The organism is Burkholderia sp. MSMB1072, assembly GCF_001524725.1.
Classification (GTDB): domain Bacteria; phylum Pseudomonadota; class Gammaproteobacteria; order Burkholderiales; family Burkholderiaceae; genus Burkholderia.
The window spans coordinates 56,044-72,450 of the sequence record NZ_LOYC01000058.1; the positions used below are offsets into that span (position 1 = coordinate 56,044).

General features: G+C 61.1%; 20 protein-coding genes and 1 tRNA gene. 14 read left to right on the forward strand and 7 right to left on the reverse strand.

All coding sequences use genetic code 11. The features are described 5' to 3' along the window. Window positions 1–198: 198 nt before the first annotated feature. From petA to WS89_RS27670, 6 genes are all read left to right on the forward strand, one after another. Window positions 199–819 carry a ubiquinol-cytochrome c reductase iron-sulfur subunit gene (petA, locus tag WS89_RS27645; protein WP_059499728.1) on the forward strand — a complete coding sequence of 207 codons (621 nt, stop codon included), beginning with the start codon at window positions 199–201 and terminating at the stop codon, window positions 817–819. After that, window positions 819–2,201, forward strand: a complete 1,383-nt coding sequence (locus WS89_RS27650) for a cytochrome b (RefSeq protein WP_059499727.1) — start codon at window positions 819–821, stop codon at window positions 2,199–2,201. Before petA ends, WS89_RS27650 begins: the two co-directional genes overlap by 1 nt. A 21-nt stretch (window positions 2,202–2,222) precedes the next feature. Next, window positions 2,223–2,981: a cytochrome c1 gene (locus tag WS89_RS27655; protein WP_059499726.1), complete on the forward strand. Its 759-nt coding sequence runs from the start codon at window positions 2,223–2,225 to the stop codon at window positions 2,979–2,981. 94 nt (window positions 2,982–3,075) lie between these two features. Beyond that, window positions 3,076–3,687 carry a glutathione S-transferase N-terminal domain-containing protein gene (locus WS89_RS27660; protein ID WP_006400565.1) on the forward strand — a complete coding sequence of 204 codons (612 nt, stop codon included), beginning with the start codon at window positions 3,076–3,078 and terminating at the stop codon, window positions 3,685–3,687. Between the two features lie 71 nt (window positions 3,688–3,758). Continuing rightward, a complete protein-coding gene (locus tag WS89_RS27665) occupies window positions 3,759–4,280 on the forward strand; it encodes a ClpXP protease specificity-enhancing factor (protein WP_027809263.1) in 522 nt (173 codons plus the stop codon). Window positions 4,281–4,298: 18 nt separating this feature from the next. Continuing rightward, window positions 4,299–4,374 (forward strand) — tRNA-Thr (locus WS89_RS27670). A gap of 124 nt (window positions 4,375–4,498) precedes the next feature. On the opposite strand, the gene WS89_RS34020 is transcribed toward WS89_RS27670, so the two are convergent. The 3 genes from WS89_RS34020 to WS89_RS34025 form a co-directional block, all read right to left on the reverse strand. Further along, complete coding sequence (locus WS89_RS34020; RefSeq protein ID WP_156440619.1) at window positions 4,499–4,723, reverse strand: hypothetical protein; 225 nt, start codon at window positions 4,721–4,723, stop codon at window positions 4,499–4,501. A 184-nt stretch (window positions 4,724–4,907) separates the two neighbouring features. After that, window positions 4,908–5,849: a hypothetical protein gene (locus WS89_RS33275; RefSeq protein WP_082741993.1), complete on the reverse strand. Its 942-nt coding sequence runs from the start codon at window positions 5,847–5,849 to the stop codon at window positions 4,908–4,910. Between the two features lie 62 nt (window positions 5,850–5,911). Continuing rightward, window positions 5,912–6,385, reverse strand: a complete 474-nt coding sequence (locus WS89_RS34025) for a hypothetical protein (protein ID WP_155294518.1) — start codon at window positions 6,383–6,385, stop codon at window positions 5,912–5,914. Window positions 6,386–7,449: 1,064 nt separating this feature from the next. Between WS89_RS34025 and WS89_RS27675 the strand changes: the two genes are divergently transcribed. Beyond that, entirely contained in the window at window positions 7,450–7,653 is a 204-nt protein-coding gene (locus WS89_RS27675; protein ID WP_059795280.1) for a hypothetical protein, read from the forward strand. A 59-nt stretch (window positions 7,654–7,712) separates the two neighbouring features. On the opposite strand, the gene WS89_RS27680 is transcribed toward WS89_RS27675, so the two are convergent. Further along, complete coding sequence (locus tag WS89_RS27680) at window positions 7,713–8,513, reverse strand: transporter substrate-binding domain-containing protein (protein ID WP_059795165.1); 801 nt, start codon at window positions 8,511–8,513, stop codon at window positions 7,713–7,715. 150 nt (window positions 8,514–8,663) lie between these two features. Here WS89_RS27680 and WS89_RS27685 point away from each other — a divergent pair, with 150 nt between their 5' ends. The 4 genes from WS89_RS27685 to WS89_RS27700 all read left to right on the forward strand — a co-directional run bounded on the left by WS89_RS27685 (window position 8,664) and on the right by WS89_RS27700 (window position 10,336). Beyond that, a complete protein-coding gene (locus tag WS89_RS27685) occupies window positions 8,664–9,074 on the forward strand; it encodes an Imm10 family immunity protein (RefSeq protein ID WP_218921305.1) in 411 nt (136 codons plus the stop codon). A 161-nt stretch (window positions 9,075–9,235) separates the two neighbouring features. Beyond that, the gene (locus WS89_RS27690; protein WP_059795171.1) at window positions 9,236–9,553 is read left to right on the forward strand and encodes a DUF7716 domain-containing protein; all 318 of its coding nucleotides are present in this window, start codon (window positions 9,236–9,238) and stop codon (window positions 9,551–9,553) included. Window positions 9,554–9,567: 14 nt separating this feature from the next. Next, entirely contained in the window at window positions 9,568–9,972 is a 405-nt protein-coding gene (locus WS89_RS27695) for an Imm1 family immunity protein (protein ID WP_179949893.1), read from the forward strand. Window positions 9,973–10,000: 28 nt separating this feature from the next. Next, the gene (locus WS89_RS27700; RefSeq protein WP_059795177.1) at window positions 10,001–10,336 is read left to right on the forward strand and encodes an immunity protein Imm33 domain-containing protein; all 336 of its coding nucleotides are present in this window, start codon (window positions 10,001–10,003) and stop codon (window positions 10,334–10,336) included. A 114-nt stretch (window positions 10,337–10,450) separates the two neighbouring features. Here the strand turns inward: WS89_RS27700 and icmH are convergent, their stop codons facing one another. The 3 genes from icmH to tssJ all read right to left on the reverse strand — a co-directional run bounded on the left by icmH (window position 10,451) and on the right by tssJ (window position 13,290). Further along, window positions 10,451–11,233 (reverse strand): type IVB secretion system protein IcmH/DotU, encoded by a 783-nt coding sequence (gene icmH / locus WS89_RS27705; RefSeq protein WP_034209792.1) that lies wholly within the window; start codon window positions 11,231–11,233, stop codon window positions 10,451–10,453. Next, window positions 11,230–12,576 carry a type VI secretion system baseplate subunit TssK gene (tssK, locus tag WS89_RS27710; protein WP_059499713.1) on the reverse strand — a complete coding sequence of 449 codons (1,347 nt, stop codon included), beginning with the start codon at window positions 12,574–12,576 and terminating at the stop codon, window positions 11,230–11,232. The genes icmH and tssK overlap by 4 nt, the downstream gene beginning before the upstream one ends. Window positions 12,577–12,678: 102 nt before the next feature. Beyond that, window positions 12,679–13,290 carry a type VI secretion system lipoprotein TssJ gene (gene tssJ, locus WS89_RS27715; RefSeq protein ID WP_034209794.1) on the reverse strand — a complete coding sequence of 204 codons (612 nt, stop codon included), beginning with the start codon at window positions 13,288–13,290 and terminating at the stop codon, window positions 12,679–12,681. A gap of 373 nt (window positions 13,291–13,663) precedes the next feature. On the opposite strand from tssJ, the gene WS89_RS27720 reads away from it, so the two are divergent. The 3 genes from WS89_RS27720 to tssC are packed head-to-tail and all read left to right on the forward strand — an operon-like array spanning window position 13,664 to window position 16,358. Beyond that, on the forward strand, window positions 13,664–14,290 hold the full coding sequence (locus tag WS89_RS27720) for a tetratricopeptide repeat protein (RefSeq protein ID WP_059795180.1): 627 nt from the start codon (window positions 13,664–13,666) through the stop codon (window positions 14,288–14,290). Window positions 14,291–14,336: 46 nt separating this feature from the next. After that, the gene (gene tssB, locus WS89_RS27725; RefSeq protein WP_059499711.1) at window positions 14,337–14,852 is read left to right on the forward strand and encodes a type VI secretion system contractile sheath small subunit; all 516 of its coding nucleotides are present in this window, start codon (window positions 14,337–14,339) and stop codon (window positions 14,850–14,852) included. Window positions 14,853–14,867: 15 nt separating this feature from the next. Next, window positions 14,868–16,358, forward strand: a complete 1,491-nt coding sequence (gene tssC / locus WS89_RS27730) for a type VI secretion system contractile sheath large subunit (protein ID WP_059499710.1) — start codon at window positions 14,868–14,870, stop codon at window positions 16,356–16,358. Window positions 16,359–16,407: the final 49 nt, after the last annotated feature.

A 16,407-nucleotide genomic window follows, 5' to 3' on the forward strand; every position in this document is an offset into this window, starting at 1 on the left:
CATCGAAATTTCACAATGTAGCATCTGCTTAAAAGTGAAGTGATTTAATTGCTCCGATAGTGGGGGATAACCCTTAACTATCAATCACTTCGAAGGGATTTTCATCGCCGGGCCTTGTAAATGGCGACTCCATTCGCGCAAACTAGCGGCGGAATGAAAAGTCGTGACGGAAAATCCAACTCAGAAGTGGGGCGTGTGATGCGAGACAAGGAAGAGAAACGCGTCGACAGCGGCCGCCGTACCTGGCTGATTGCGACATCCGTAGCAGGTGGCGTAGGAGGCGTAGCCACCGTCATACCTTTCGCGGCGTCGCTCGCGCCGTCCGCGAAAGCGAAAGCGGCCGGTGCACCGGTCGAGGTCGATATCAGCGGCCTGAAGCCCGGCGAAATGGTCACCGTGCCGTGGCGCGGCAAACCCGTCTGGATCCTGAATCGCACCGATTCGATGCTGGCCGACGTGGTCAAGGCCGACAAGGAAGTGGCCGATCCGACCACGAAATCCCCGTATTCGATGCCGTTGCCCGCGTATTGCGCCAACGAATATCGCGCGCGGACCGATCGCAAGAACATTCTCGTCGTGATGGCCGTGTGTACGCACCTCGGCTGCACGCCTAGCCAACGCTTCACGCCGGGTCCGCAGCCGAACCTGCCGGACGACTGGCCGGGCGGTTTCCTGTGCCCGTGTCACGGTTCGACCTACGACCTCGCCGGCCGCGTGTTCAAGAACAAGCCGGCGCCTCAGAATCTCGACATCCCGCCCTACATGTTCACGTCGGCGACGACCCTCGTGATCGGCAAGGACGAGAAAGGAGAAGCGTGATGGCCGCCGACAACAAGGAAGTCTCCACGACAGGTTTCACCGGCTGGATCGATCAGCGCTTCCCGCTCACGTCCACCTGGAAGAAGCACGTATCCGAGTACTACGCGCCGAAGAACTTCAACTTCTGGTACTTCTTCGGCTCCCTCGCGCTGCTGGTGCTCGTCAATCAGATCGTCACGGGCATCTTCCTGACGATGAACTACAAGCCCGACTCGACGCTCGCGTTCGCGTCGGTCGAGTACATCATGCGCGAGGTGCCGTGGGGCTGGCTGATCCGCTACATGCACTCGACCGGTGCATCGATGTTCTTCGTGGTCGTCTACCTGCACATGTTCCGCGGGCTGCTGTACGGGTCGTACCGCAAGCCGCGCGAGCTCGTGTGGATCTTCGGCTGCGCGATCTTCCTGTGCCTGATGGCCGAGGCGTTCTTCGGCTATCTGCTGCCGTGGGGCCAGATGTCGTTCTGGGGCGCGCAGGTGATCGTGAACCTGTTCTCGGCGATCCCGTTCGTCGGCCCGGACCTGTCGCTGTGGATTCGCGGCGACTACGTCGTGTCCGACGTCACGCTGAACCGCTTCTTCGCGTTCCACGTGATCGCGATTCCGCTCGTGCTGGTCGGGCTCGTCGTCGCGCACCTCGTTGCGTTGCACGAAGTCGGGTCGAATAACCCGGACGGCATCGAGATCAAGGCGAAGAAGGACGAGAACGGCATCCCGCTCGACGGCATCCCCTTCCACCCGTACTACTCGGTGCACGATTTCCTCGGCGTGTGCGTGTTCCTGATGGTGTTCGCGCTGATCGTGTTCTTCTCTCCGGAGATGGGCGGCTACTTCCTCGAGGCGAACAACTTCGTCCCGGCGAACCCGCTGCAGACGCCGCCCGAGATCGCGCCGGTCTGGTACTTCACCGCGTTCTACGCGATGCTGCGCGCGACCACCGACCCGTTCAAGATCGTGCTGATGATCGTGATCGCGCTGCTCGGCGTGCTCGCGTTGATCCGCGCGCGCGGCAAATGGAAGGTCGGGTTGCCGGTGCTGGCCGCCGCGATCGTCGTGTTCATGTACCTGACGGAGTCGAAGTTCTGGGGCGTCGTCGTGATGGGCTCGGCGGTGATCACGCTGTTCTTCCTGCCCTGGCTCGACCGCAGCCCGGTGAAATCGATCCGCTACCGGCCGCTGTTCCACAAGGTGTTCCTCGGGATCTTCGTTGCGGCGTTCCTGACCCTCGCGTTCCTCGGCACGCGCCCGCCATCGCCGGCGGCGACGCTGATCGCGCAGGCCTGTGCGTTGATCTACTTCGCGTTCTTCCTCGGCATGCCCGTCTGGACGCCGCTTGGCACGTTCAAGCAGCCGCCGGAACGGGTGCGCTTCAAGCCCCATTAACGTGAGCGAGGAGAGAACGACATGAAGAAACTGCTTTCGACACTCGCGCTGATCGGGGCGACCGCTTGTGCGCTGCTGGCGGCGCCGGCCGTGCGGGCGGAGGGCAATTTTCCGCTCGACCGGGCGCCCGATAACACGGAAAATCTCGTTTCGCTTCAGCACGGCGCGCAATTGTTTGTAAACTATTGCCTGAACTGCCACAGCGCGAACCTGATGCGCTACAACCGTCTGACGGATCTGGGCATATCCCAGAAGGAGATCGAGAAGAATCTCCTGTTTACGACCGACAAGGTCGGGAACACGATGTCCGTCGCGATGCGGCCCGACGACGCGAAGAACTGGCTCGGCACCACGCCGCCCGACCTGTCGGTCGAGGAGCGCGCGCGCGGCCGCGACTGGCTGTACACGTATCTGCGCAGCTTCTACCGTGACGATACGCGGCCGACCGGCTGGAACAACGCGGTGTTCGAGAACGTCGGCATGCCCCATGTGTTGTGGCAACTGCAGGGGCAACGCGTAGCCAAATTCGAAGACAAGACGGACGAGGAGACGGGCGAGAAGGTCCACACGCTCGTCGGCTTCCAGCAGGTCACGCCGGGGACGCTCTCGTCGCCCGACTACGATGCTGCGGTGGCCGACCTGGTGGCCTATATGACATGGATGTCCGAGCCGGCCCAGCAGACCCGCAAGCGCCTCGGCGTGTGGGTGCTGATCTTTCTCGGTGTCCTGACTTTCCTGGCCTGGCGGCTGAATGCCGCGTACTGGAAAGATATCAAGTAAACACGCCTGACCGGCGTGGGGCCGGCGCAAGGCGGAACCCGTGAAAGGGGTTTCGCCGCGTGCCGGCCCTCGGCTTTTTTGAGGAAACGCAAATATGATGGTTCTGTATTCCGGCACAACTTGCCCGTTCTCCCAGCGTTGCCGGCTGGTGCTGTTCGAGAAGGGCATGGACTTCGAAATCCGTGACGTCGACCTGTTCAACAAGCCGGAAGACATTTCGGTGATGAACCCGTACGGTCAGGTGCCGATCCTGGTCGAGCGCGACCTGATCCTGTACGAATCGAACATCATCAACGAGTACATCGACGAGCGCTTCCCGCATCCGCAACTGATGCCGGCCGACCCGGTGCAGCGCGCGCGTGCGCGCCTGTTCCTGCTCAACTTCGAGAAGGAACTGTTCGTCCACGTCAGCACGCTCGAGAACGAGAAGGGCAAGGCGGCGGAGAAGAATCACGAGAAGGCCCGCCTCGCGATCCGCGATCGTCTGACGCAGCTCGCGCCGATCTTCGTGAAGAACAAGTACATGCTCGGCGAGGAGTTCTCGATGCTCGACGTCGCGATCGCACCGCTGCTGTGGCGCCTGGATCACTACGGCATCGAGCTGTCGAAGAACGCCGCGCCGCTGATGAAGTATGCCGAACGAATCTTCAGCCGTCCGGCCTACATCGAAGCACTGACGCCGTCCGAAAAGGTCATGCGTCGTTAATGTTGCAATGAAGGCATGACGGAGCGGGTGGCGCGGCGTGCCGCGTGCCCGCTCCGGGTTCGAGGATTGTGATGCAAGAGATTTCAACGAAGCCTTATCTGCTGCGCGCGTTGTACGAGTGGTGCACCGATAACGGTTACACGCCGCATATCGCGGTGAGGGTCGACAACTCGACGCGTGTGCCGCGTCAGTTCGTGCGTGACGGCGAGATCGTGCTCAACATCAGCTTCGAGGCGACGAGCCAGCTGCAGATGGGCAACGAGTGGATCGAGTTCACGGCCCGGTTCTCCGGGAAGGCGCACAAGATAGAGATTCCGGTTGCCAACGTGCTCGCGATCTATGCACGCGAGAACGGGCAGGGCATGGCGTTCCAGGTCGATGCGGTCGCGGGCGAAGGCGAGGATTCGGGCGCGTTCGACGATGACGCCGTGCCGGCCGATGACGCGCAGCGCGACGAGTCCGTCTCGCCGTTGGCGCCGGTCGCCGACAGCGGCGCGAACGAGGAGCCGTCCGAAGGCGCCGACGAACCGCCGAAAACCGACGGCGACGGCTCGAAAGGCGGCAGCAGACCTCGCCTCAAGATCGTGAAATGAGGTAGAATCTCGCGCTACGCCGGCTTAGCTCATCTGGTAGAGCAGTTGATTTGTAATCATCAGGTGGCGGGTTCGAGTCCTGCAGCCGGCACCAATACCGAAGCGGGTCCCAGAGATGGGGCCCGCTTTTTTTTGTTCTACAAAATCGCACACGTTCTACAAAACGACAAAAGGCATGTCGGGATGGCATACTGCCGATGTAAGTGACCGACCAACAATTAATAAGCGTCATCAACATGGCAGAGACCTACAACATCGGGGAAATTGCGACGCGTGTATCCGAAGATATCTTCGAGTACTTCAGGTGGAATATTCACCCCGCCACCAATCATAATTTTGCCTGCCTGAACGTAATCACTCCGGTTCTCCTGCTTGGCATCCCAAGCAGGCATTCGAACATGTGGGTCAATTTTCGATGAAAAAACTTGCTGCAAACGGCTCACTTTTGGTCGGCTATCAACATACAAACAACCAAGATGTGGCCCTTTTCTGTCTCCTCGCGGGTTTCTATCTAACACTTTGATTATTAGAGACTTGTCTTGAATTTTTCAACAAATGAAAAAGCCCGCATATGGCGGGCTCGCTCTATCGTGTAGGCACATCGTTTTCCCTGGTGCGTGAACGATATCACGATGCCTTTTTATGATGAGTTGCCACGGCCGGCTTAACAGGTTCCCCTTTCAGCATCGAAAATATCATTTCCATGAAGGATGGCTTTTGGATATTGACCGCGAGGTGCCCGTTTGAATTCGTTTTCTGTTGCTGTCCCGGCTGACCATCGATCAGTACAAAACCGTTTTTCGCACCTTTTGCGGTAATGGTGAACACGCCGTTGATGCTTATAAAATCCGGTTCCGGATGATGGAATTCGATATCTTTGGATGCAATGACAGTCGATCTAGGTGTGGCTGCATATGCTCCAAATTCCGATGCATTAGAATTTGTGTTGTCGGCGCTTGAGCTGCGAGTAACGAATTTTTCCAGAAACTGGAAATTCATAATATGGTTTTGGCCGTAGCCTTGATCCAAAATGTAATTCAGAAAACCCTTATCCAGCTTGGTATTGTTGCTGTTGGATTGGATCGCTTTTGCAGATGCGACGTCTTTGTCACTGAAAGAAAACGTGAGCCGATGGCCTTCCATATCGTACATCGGGTTAGTCGTCCAGTTCGATACAACCGTACCCGCAGTTTGTCGATAATAGGCAAGCTGAAACGCGATATCGTCAACGTAATGCAGATCGGCGCCAGTCCCCTGTGCATACCCGTACAGGTCCGACAACGCGCTACGGTCGTCTGCATTAAGCCACATAACCGGATCAGCCGCACCAACGTCTTTCGATCCGACTAACGGCGTTGCTGGAATTCCCTTCTCGGAACCACCATACAGTCGCGAGAGCATAATTGCTTCACCGCTCAGCGTTACGGTATCACGCTGTATCGCTGTCGATTGTGCCGAAGTGGATGCATAAGCGGCAGCGCTGGTCGAATCGCTGGCCGCAGGTGTTACCGTTGATTTGGCCGTACCGCTATTTTGCGTCGTCGTCAAAAGGCTCGAATTGATTTCCATGGAGGCCCCGTGTCGTGAAATCGAGAACGCCCCGCCGACTTCTTAAGCGGGGCACGTACTCATCAATACGAGTAGTTGTAGGTCACAGATTCTGTGCCTGCGGGATTCAGAGTCGTACTAGGCCGTCCGGTAGGATTGTGCCGGATCACAAAGGAGGCGCCGTTACCGAATGGCAGATTATTGAAGTCCTTAAGACTAACACTGGTCCCCGGAACAATTTCATTGCGGCAATAATTCGATTGTGTCGTGTACGGCGGCAAATAGCAAACGGAAACGACATCGGTCGTTGCACCGATATACGACGTGGTTTGAACATCGATGCTAGTCAGTTTTTTGTTTGCGGTCAGCAGTGAGCCCGGAAAATCCGAACCGCTCAACCCGAAATATGCGCCAGCTGAAAAACCGGCACCGGTCGAAAAAATGAGCGCTTGCGGCGGCGTCGTCGTTTTCTGAATTGCGGCGGTGCCTGCATGAGCACCGACGACAGCCGACGACAGCAGAGCCGCCAAAACGCACTTCTTCGTGATTTGTCGCATAGTGATTTTCTCAATAATTGGACAGAGGCTATGTGCGACGAACCGAACAAGCATTCGTCTGATGAATTATCGGTGCCGTTGAGAAAATCTGTAGGGTTTGTAAAATTTTTTTTCGTCATCCTCGACGTGGGCAAGAACGCCATCAAGTACGAAAATTGGATCCCCCTAGCGGCACGCTGGCGTCCGCGCTGTCAGCAAGCTAGATTTCCCGTGTCGGTCGTCTCTTCTTTGTTCTACAACCAGAATGGGAGTCTTGCAGGCTATGGGTTTCAGCCCTGCTCTTGCGACGTCCTTGTAGAATCAATTCTTATCTAACGTTTTGATTCCTCGAAGTTCTTCCGGAGCTTTGTAATCATCAGGTGGCGGGTTCGAGTCCTGCAGCCGGCACCACATTGAACGAAGGGCCGGGAGATTTGTTCTCCCGGCCCTTCGTCTTTTCTGGCGCACTTCTCGCGTCTCGAGAGAATCAATTCGGCTGCACTATTGCGTCTGACCAACGCATGCAGAAGAGCAAGTATGGTTCTCGGATGTCCAGGATTGCGTTGTCGTTGTCCCATTCGAACAGAACTTTGGGTTGCCCATCGCTCGCGCACCGGGCTATGCGATGACAAGCTCGCGACGTGCTCGAATCCGACGGCGTCAAGCCTACGCCAATGCGTCCGATGCGGTTGAGCAATTGCGAAAGGCAAAGCGAAGCCGGGGCGGCTCCACGAACAGTTCACGCGGGACTGACGCAGTTTTTCGATTCTGCTCGAAGTCCATGCTCGACGTGCGACCACGCACATCAGTTGCAGCACGCACCCTGCGGTGGACGGCCGCCGTCGTTTCGCCCCCGTTTCGCTGTCACGCGCGCGTCACGGCGCACCCCTAACGTTACGTTCCCGTCGCGGCGACCTTGCCCGATCGCGACCGCGCAACCTGCAGGCGACGACGTGCCCGCGTCGCAGGCAGACCACCGGGATCTCGCTCCCGGCGCCGCTGCGATCATGCATCGCGCCATTTCCCTCGAAAACACGATCGACGCCGATTCGGACCGGATCGCGGACGATCAGGAGACACGAACCATGCTGAGCCCGCATGAATTCTCGATGCTGCTGCGCATTGCACGTGCGCCGGACAGCGTCGATCAAACGAATCCCGCTTTCGCCGTGCTGGTCGAGAAGCGGTTGGTGGACCCGACGCAGGTGCGCGTGAATGCGGTGGCCGTGCGTCCGGCGCTGACGCCGATCGGCCAGATGCTGCTCGCGCGCTTCGACGAAGCGGCTTGAGGAGACGCGTCACGCCTTCATCGACATGACCGGCGCGACGCGTCGAAGCGCCCGATCGCTTACTGCGCGACCGGCACCGTCACGTCGCTGCCGAACCAGTGCGTCGAGATCTTCTTCAGCGTGCCGTCCTTGCGCAGCGACTCGAGCGCGTCGTTGATCGCCTTCTCGAACTTCGGGTTGCCCTTGCGGAACGGGATCGCCATTTCCTGCTTGCCGCCGTTCAGCACCGCTCCCGCGCGCAGCGGCAGGTTCGACGTCTTGATCATGTACGGCAGCATCAGGCGGTCGTCGAGCGTCGCCTCGATGCGGCCCGCGGCGAGATCGCGCAGCTTCTCCGGCGCACCCGGATACGTCTGCACCTCGATGCCCGGCACGGTGCGCGCCATCTGGTCGTAGTTGGTGCCGAGCGTCACGCCGAGCTTCTTGCCCTTGAAATCGTCGAGCGACTTGAAGTTGCGCGTGTCGTCCTTGCGCTGGATCAGCTGCGCGGCCGAGTACGTGTACGGTTCGCTGAAGTCGAGCGCTTCCTTGCGCTGCGGCGTGATCGTGACCTGGTTGACGATCACGTCGAACTTGCCGGCCTGCAGGCCGGCGATGATGCCGCTCCATTCGGTCGGGATGAACTGCGTCTTCACGCCGAGCTTGCCGGCGACGGCGTTCGCGACGTCGACGTCGAAGCCTTCGAGCTGGCCGGACGTGCCGCGCGAATTGAACGGCGGGTACGTGCCCTCGAGGCCGACGCGCAGCATGCCGGCTTTCTTCACGGAATCGAGCAGGTCGTCCGCGTGCGCGGCGACGGCCGTGAAGCCGAGGGCCGACGCGAGCAGCAGGCCCGACAACAGGAACTTCGAACGTTTCATCGCAGATCTCCAGTGTGCAGCGTGGGGTAATGAGCGCCGGGCGCGGTCGGGCCCGGCTGAGCCGAAATACGGGCACGTAGACACTACTCGCAACCGTGCCTTACCGGAAGTCGAAGTGGCCCTGATTGCAATCGATTTCACGAAAAACCGGTGACGTGCTCGCGCAGGCCGAATAATCTGACGAAAATAGTGCGCCGGAGGGCGCCGAAATCATCGGGCCGGGAGCAGATCGACATGGATTTCAGTTTTTTCGCCGAGGTCGCGGCTTACACGTTCGAGGACGGCGTTCATGTCGTCGGCGTGGCGGATCGCGACCCGCCGACACACTACGTGATCCTGCAGCACGGTGCCGAAGACGACGAACGAGACGAGGCGCTCGGCCTCGGCGCGTATTACATGGAAGTGTGCGAGAGCGGGGTGGCCGGCTATGGCGGTGTCGAGTCCGTCTCGTTGCGTGGAGAAATGCTGAATATCCAACCGGCGCCGGATGCGCGATGGGCGCAAGGGCTGGCGCGGGTCACACGATCGTGGTGCGCGCGACGGACGGACTGGAACACGTGAAGCAGGGGTTGGCGGCGGTTTTTGCGGGAACACCGGTCACGCTGCGCATCGACTGACGCGCGCGCGGAGGCGGGCGCGCCGGGAATTGGCATAATCACGGCCTGCCGCGGGTCGCGCGCGGCCGATGCAACGCAATCAATCCGGATACCACCGCAATACCCATGTCGCTCGATTCACCTAGCGCAGTGTCGCTGCACCATATTCTCGAACGTCCCGGCGATTTCTCCGGGTGGCTTTACCTGCCGCCGATGCCGTGGACGCTCGACACCGAGGGCGCGTTTTTCGAAGATGCCGATGACGCGCAAGCGGACGTTGCGTCTGCTATCGCGGCCGGGCCTGGCTGGAAGGTCACGCTGGACAGCGCGACGATCGAGGACATCGTGATCAACGCGCACGATCAGGTCGACGAGCCGAGCGTCGCGCAATTGCTCGACGCGTTCGTTTTCTACGTCGAGAACGACGCGTTCATCCTGTTATGACGACGAGCTGGCGAATGCGAACGACGACCGTGATCGAGGAAATGACGATCGGCAACCGATCACACGTGACGGAAGCGCCGTGTGACGATTCCGCGCGAGCGATCGCGGCCGTCGAACGACTGAATGGCCGCGATTGCTCGACCGTCGCCTTCGACGCGAGCGACGCAACGGTGATGACGATCGGCGGTGGCCACGACGGTCGATACGTCGTCTTCATCGCATCGGAGATCGACGCAGCGTTGCTGACCCTGACGACGCCCGAGGCGCCGGCAGATGAAACGATCGAACTCGTGGCAGGCGGGCAGCGAGGCACCTATCCGGCGCGGCAGTGCGTTGACCGCGCGACGGCGGCGCAGGCGGCTACCTATTTCGTATCGACCGGCGGCGCCGATCCGCGGTTGTGCTGGCAACCCGGCTGACTCGCCGAAAGACAGGAAGAAAAAGAACATGGCCGACGATCCGGCAGTGCTGCGCGCGCAACAGGATGCCGTTTGCGCACGTTACGGGCTGCATGCCGTCGAACCGGAAGACAGGGTTGCCGTCGCGTTGTCGACGCTCGGGCGCATGCCCGTCTACGGCACGCGCATCGCGCTGTCCGAAGGCGACAACGTCGGCTGGTTCTTCCATTGCGGCGAATACAGCGACGCCGCCGACTTCTATCAGCCCGTGCATGCCGCGCACCTGTCGGCGTGCCTGCCATGGGTCCTGCCTTATCTGCGGTTGCCGGCCGGCGCACGCTTCATCATCGACGATGCCGGCTACGAAGACGTCTGGATGGCGTGACGCATCGGTACGCCGTCGATTTTCTTCAGTTATCCGAACAAATCGGGCAGAATCGAAAAAGGACCGCCAGGCGGTCCTTTTTCCATGAAGTAGCGTTCGAAGAACGCACGCCTGTTACGGCAGCGAAATCGTCAAATTAGCCGACTCCGGTCCGACCTTGATCACCTGCGAATAGGGGGCGAGCGTCTGCAGCGTCTTGTCCTTCAGATACGTGTTGAGCCCGATGAACGCGAGCAGCGCGACGAGCGCAAAAACCGCCCCGATCGCCCACACCGGCACCTCGCGCTTCAGCCGATGCGCGATCTGATCGGGCAGCGGCCAATGCGGCGCGAACGGCGCACGCTTGCCCTTCATGTGTGCGATCTCGTCGCCCAGCCGCGCGGTCAGATACGCGAGCTTTTCCGGCCCCTCGAGCAGATACTTGCCCTGGAACCCGAGCAGCAGGCACATATGGAACACCTCGAGCGACTGCAGTCGGGCCGCACCCTGCGCACGACCTTCCTCGAGATACTGAAAGAACTTCTCGCCCGCGAGTTGCTCGCCGAACAGCACGAGCTGCAGCGGCCGGCGTTCCCAGTCGGTCCTGATCTTGAACTGCGACGACAGCACCATCTCGTCGATGGCCGCGCAGAACGCGAACTTCGCGCCGTACACGTCCTCGGCGGCGATGTTCAGCTTCTTCGCGCCGCGCTCGAAATCCGACAGGAATTCCTGGATCCGCGTGCTGAACTCGCTGGCGCTGTCCGGTTCCCGCCCGTTCTTGAGCAGGAACAGCATGAAGAACCCGTCGTACAGCAAATCGAGCAGCGAGCGGGCCTGGAACGCGGAGTCCGTCGACGCCGGGCTATGCTGGGGCGGCGGCACGTTGTCGCCGAACAGGGAAGGCGCGTAGCTCATGATGTGACCGCGATCAGTTCGAATTTCAGGTCATTGATGCCAGTCGGCGCGTAGATCATCGCGGACTGGGCCTGCAGCATGCGCTCGTACAGCGGGCTGCGCGAATCGAGCGCGAAGTAGCACGCGCCGGGGCGCACCGGAATCGCGGGCGGCACTTGCGGCGTGTACGACAGCCGCACGCCGGGCATCGCCGACAGCACGAGCTTGTCGACGTCGTCGGGCGCGCCGACCTTGAAGCGGGCCGGCACCGCATCGACGAGCTCGACGCTCGGCATGTCCGCCGACACTGCGAGGTAGAACTCGGTCTTGTCGTCGATCTTGCCGGAATCGAGGCGGCCGAGGTGGAACGACGGGCGCACCTCGTCGAGCGTGATCGCGAAATAGCGCGTCGAGATCACGGTGTCGAGCAATTCGCGCAGCATCAGGTCGAGACGCGCGAAGCTCGGCCCGGGATCGTCGTGGCGGTACACGGGCAGGTCGGCGAGCGTATAGCCCTTCGAGAACGTCATCAATTGACCTGCGAGGCGCAGCAGTTCGTGGAACAGCCGCTCCGGATGCAGCGCCGCGTGCTGGTGCAGGTGCGCGAGCGTCGCGAACGCGGCGTTCGCAGTGTGCAGCAGCCAGAACGACGCGATGTCGCCGGAGCGGAATTCGATGATGTTCTTCGACGGCTCGCGGTGAAAGCCGTACAGCGCGTTCACCTTCGCCTGCAGCGCGTCGACCAGTTGGCGCAGCCGCTGGTGCAGGATCGGCGACGCTTCGATCGCGAGGCATGGCGGCACGAAGTTGTCGTCGATCTCGAAACCGGACGTCGCGGTGCGGCGCACGCGCACGAGCGGCACGGACAGCAACTGGTCGCGCGGCTCGCTGTGCGCGATCAGCTTGACCTGGGTCTTCAGGAACGTGATGTCGGCTTCGGCGGCGTCGGTGAAGTTGTCGGCGACGCTCGTCTGCTCGCTGACGAACCGCGTCATGAAGCCGGCGGCCGGATCGTCGCTGTAGTTGGTGCCGTTCTCGCGCAGCGGGTGCAGCGCGAGATAGAACACGAATTCGTTGATGCCGTCGGGCAACGTGTCCAGCGCGATCGGCGGCGGCAGGTCATCGGCCTGCGGCGCGGCATACAGCGCGCCGTCCGGGAACACGAGCGCGAGCTCGGCCACCCGCAGCACGTTGCTGCCGAGCGCGTCGCGGTCGATGCGCACCGAGCGCACGCCCCAGTTGTACGGCTGGATCGCCTGGATGGACTCGAACAGGCGCGCCTCGTGGTACGCGTCCTGCCGCTGAAAATGTTGAGGCCGGAGGAACAGCCCTTCCCCCCACAGCACCTTGGCCGAATAACTCATGTCAAATCCGGTTAATGTGGCGTTGCGATGTAATCGATTTGTTCGTGCCCGAATTAAATCGCCAAGTGTTAACTCTTGTTAATTGACATTCGTGCGTCATGTTTAACCGCAGGAGACCGAAGAAAGCATATTCAGCGGTTGCGACGGCGCACCCTGCTGCGGAGCGATGACCGTACCGTCGGTGACCGTCATCGCGCAATTATGCAGGCCGACGATTATGCCGGATTTCTCCGACTTCACCGGATCGAACGTCAGTTTCCATCGTTGTATTGCGGGATCGCGGAACAGCGCGACGATGCCGAATGCCTGCGCTTCACGCGACACCTTCTCGGTTGCCGTATAGCGCTGGCCCGGAATCAGCGTGATTTCGCGCACATTCAGCAGATCGGCGCCGAGTGCGGCTTTTTCCTTGGTCGGATCGGTAAATGCGTCGAACGGCGCTTGCTGGAACGAGGTCGGGTCCTTCAGCGCATAGAGCCGGACGACGAGCGCGAGCGGCTTGTGGTCGGTCGCTGCATTCAGGTTCGGCGCGGCGGCCAGCGTGAGGCCGATATTGCGCGGCGGTTTCTGCGCGTCGGGCACCTCGGGCTTGCCGATGCCGGCCGCGGACATTACGGCGCTGGCGGCCGAGCCGAGCAGCGGGGCGGCCGCGCATCCGGCCAGAAGGGCGCACGCAACCAGCGGCAGCGCGTAGCGAATCATGGACGATCTCATCGTTTTTCCGGCGTGCCGCCTTTATCCCTGTCAAAACTGCCGGGATATTGCCGCGTTCGCTGCGTATCCCCGACATTGCACCGTTCAACTATTAAGCACGCCCGCGCCAGGCAAGCGTTCGGAAATTTTTTCCGCCATCCGGGCGGCGGGTCGTGCGGCCAGTAAAACTTGCGCATTCCGGTCGAAAGAAAAACCGCCGCGAGCCCGCGGCGAGAGGCCATTCGAGGGGGTAGCGCCCGGTTTTAAAAGGAATTACTCTTCACACGACGATTGAATTATGAAAAATTGATCGGTACTATACCCGCGCGCTTCTTGCAAAGCAAAAGAACCAGATTCTCAACGATTTAAAACTCACGCGCCGGTGGATATAACGATGAAAGACCGTCTGTTCGCAAAACTGTCTGGGGTAGTGGTGGCTTGCGGCGTGATCGCCGGCTGTGCGAGCCAGCCTCCCGCGCCGCCGACTGCGGAAGTGTTCAACAAGTCGCTGGCCGATGCAGACGCCGTCGCGAAGGCGGGGGACCAGGACAAGGCGCTCGGCCTGTACCAGCAGCTCGCGAAGTCGGATCCGACGCGCGAGGAACCGTGGTCGCGCATCGCGCAAATCCAGTTCGCACAAAACCATTACGGGCAGGCGATCGTCGCCGCCCAGGAAGCGCTGCAGCGCGACGCGACCGATCGTCAGGCGAAGAGCGTGCTGGCCGTCGCCGGCCTGCGGATCGCGACGCAGTCGCTCGGCGAGCTGCGCCAGGACGCGTCGCTCGCGGGCGACGCGAAGTCCGACGCGCAGGCGCTCGCGAAGCAACTGCGCGACACGCTCGGCGAATCGGCGCTGTTCCCGCCGGAAACGAAGGTCGCGAAACCGCGCCCGCCGCGCCGGGTCGTCCATCGTCCGAGGGGCGGCGCCGCACCGGCCGCCGAGGCGGCGGCGTCGACCGCGCCGACGCCGCCCACGGCGCAAAAGGGCAGCGCGGATCCGTTCGGCGCACTGCGCAACTGAAACCGCAACTGACGCGATAACCACAACTAACCTGGGAGCCGTCGAGATGGCCAAGAAAGAAAGCATTCAGAAAAGCTTGCAGAAAATACGGCCGCCGCGCGTCCAGCTGACCTACGAGGTCGAGAAGGGCGATGCGATCGAGGTGAAGGAGCTGCCGTTCGTCGTCGGGGTCGTCGGCGATCTGGCGGGCCAGTCCGAAATCGAGCAGCCGAAGCTGCGCGATCGCAAGTTCGTCAATATCGACCGCGACAATTTCGACGACGTGATGAAGGCGATCGAGCCGCGTGCTGCGTTCCAGGTGGAAAACCGCCTGAGCCCGGAAGGCGGCAAGTTCGCGGTCGACCTGAAGTTCCGCTCGCTGTCGGATTTCAGCCCGGACCAAGTCGTCGAACAGGTCGAGCCGCTGCGCCGCCTGCTCGAGGCGCGCTCGAAGCTGGCCGACCTGCGCAACAAGCTCGCCGGCAACGACAAGCTCGAGGATCTGCTGTCCGAGGTGCTGAAGAACACGCAGCAGCTGCAGGCGCTCGCGAAGGGCACCGGCGGCGACAAAGACGGCGAATGACGACGGAGTGTTGAGATGAACCAGCAAACGGCTGCGGCCCAAGCGAGCGGCGCGGAATACGCCGCCGGGACTTCGTTGCTCGACGACATCGTCGAGAAGAGCAAGGTCGCGAAATCCGATTCCGAGCATGCGCGTGCGAAGGACCTGATCGGCGAACTCGTGCACCAGGTGCTCGACGGCACGGTGATCGTGTCGGACAACCTGTCGGCCACGATCGACGCGCGCGTCGCGGAACTCGACCGCCTGATTTCCACGCAGCTTTCCGCCGTGATGCACGCGCCGGAATTCCAGCGCCTCGAAAGCACGTGGCGCGGGATGGACTATCTGGTCAAGGAAAGCAACACGGGCCAGACGATCAAGATCAAGGCGCTGCACGCACCGAAGCGCGATCTCGTGCGCGACTTCAAGGGCGCGAGCGAGTTCGACCAGAGCGCGCTGTTCAAGAAGGTTTACGAAGAAGAATTCGGCACGTTCGGCGGCTCGCCGTTCGGTGCGCTGATCGGCGATTACGAGATCTCGCGCCAGCCGGAAGACATGTACTTCATCGAGCAGATGTCGCACGTCGCGGCGGCCGCGCATGCGCCGTTCATCGCGTCGGCGTCGCCGGAACTGCTCGGTCTCGAGTCGTTCTCCGACCTCGGCAAGCCGCGCGACCTCGGCAAGGTGTTCGATACCGTCGAATACGCGAAGTGGAAGTCGTTCCGCGACGCCGAGGACTCGCGCTACGTCGGCCTGACGCTGCCGCGCTTCCTCGGCCGCCTGCCGTTCAATCCGAAGGACGGCCAGACCGCGGAGAACTTCAACTTCGTCGAGGAAGTCGACGGCACCGATCACGACAAGTACCTGTGGTGCAACGCGGCATGGGCCTTCGCGGCACGCCTGACGGCCGCGTTCGACGACTTCGGCTGGTGCGCGGCGATCCGCGGCGTCGAAGGCGGCGGCCTCGTCGAGGATCTGCCGACCCACACGTTCAAGACCGACGACGGTGAAGTCGCGCTGAAGTGCCCGACCGAAATCGCGATTACCGATCGCCGCGAGAAGGAGCTGAGCGACCTCGGCTTCATCCCGCTCGTCCATTGCAAGAACTCGGATTACGCCGCGTTCTTCGCTGCGCAGTCGGTGCAGAAGCCGAAAAAATACAGCACCGACAGCGCGAATGCGAACGCCGTCCTGTCCGCCCAGCTTCAGTACATCTTCTCGGTATCGCGCGTCGCGCACTACCTGAAGGCGATGATGCGGGACAAGATCGGCAGCTTCGCATCGGCGCAGAACGTGGAGACTTTCCTCAACCGGTGGATTTCGCAATACGTCCTGCTCGACGACAACGCCTCGCAGGAACAGAAAGCGCAATTTCCGCTGCGCGAGGCATCCATACAAGTGTCGGAGATTCCGGGCAAGCCGGGCTCGTATCGTTCGGTCGCGTTCCTGCGCCCGCACTTTCAGCTCGACGAACTCTCGATTTCTCTGCGACTTGTCGCTGATCTGCCCAAACCGGCAAATTCATAAGCGAGTAAATCGCCCGGGCGGGCCGCCTGGGTAGGACGTTAAAACCACC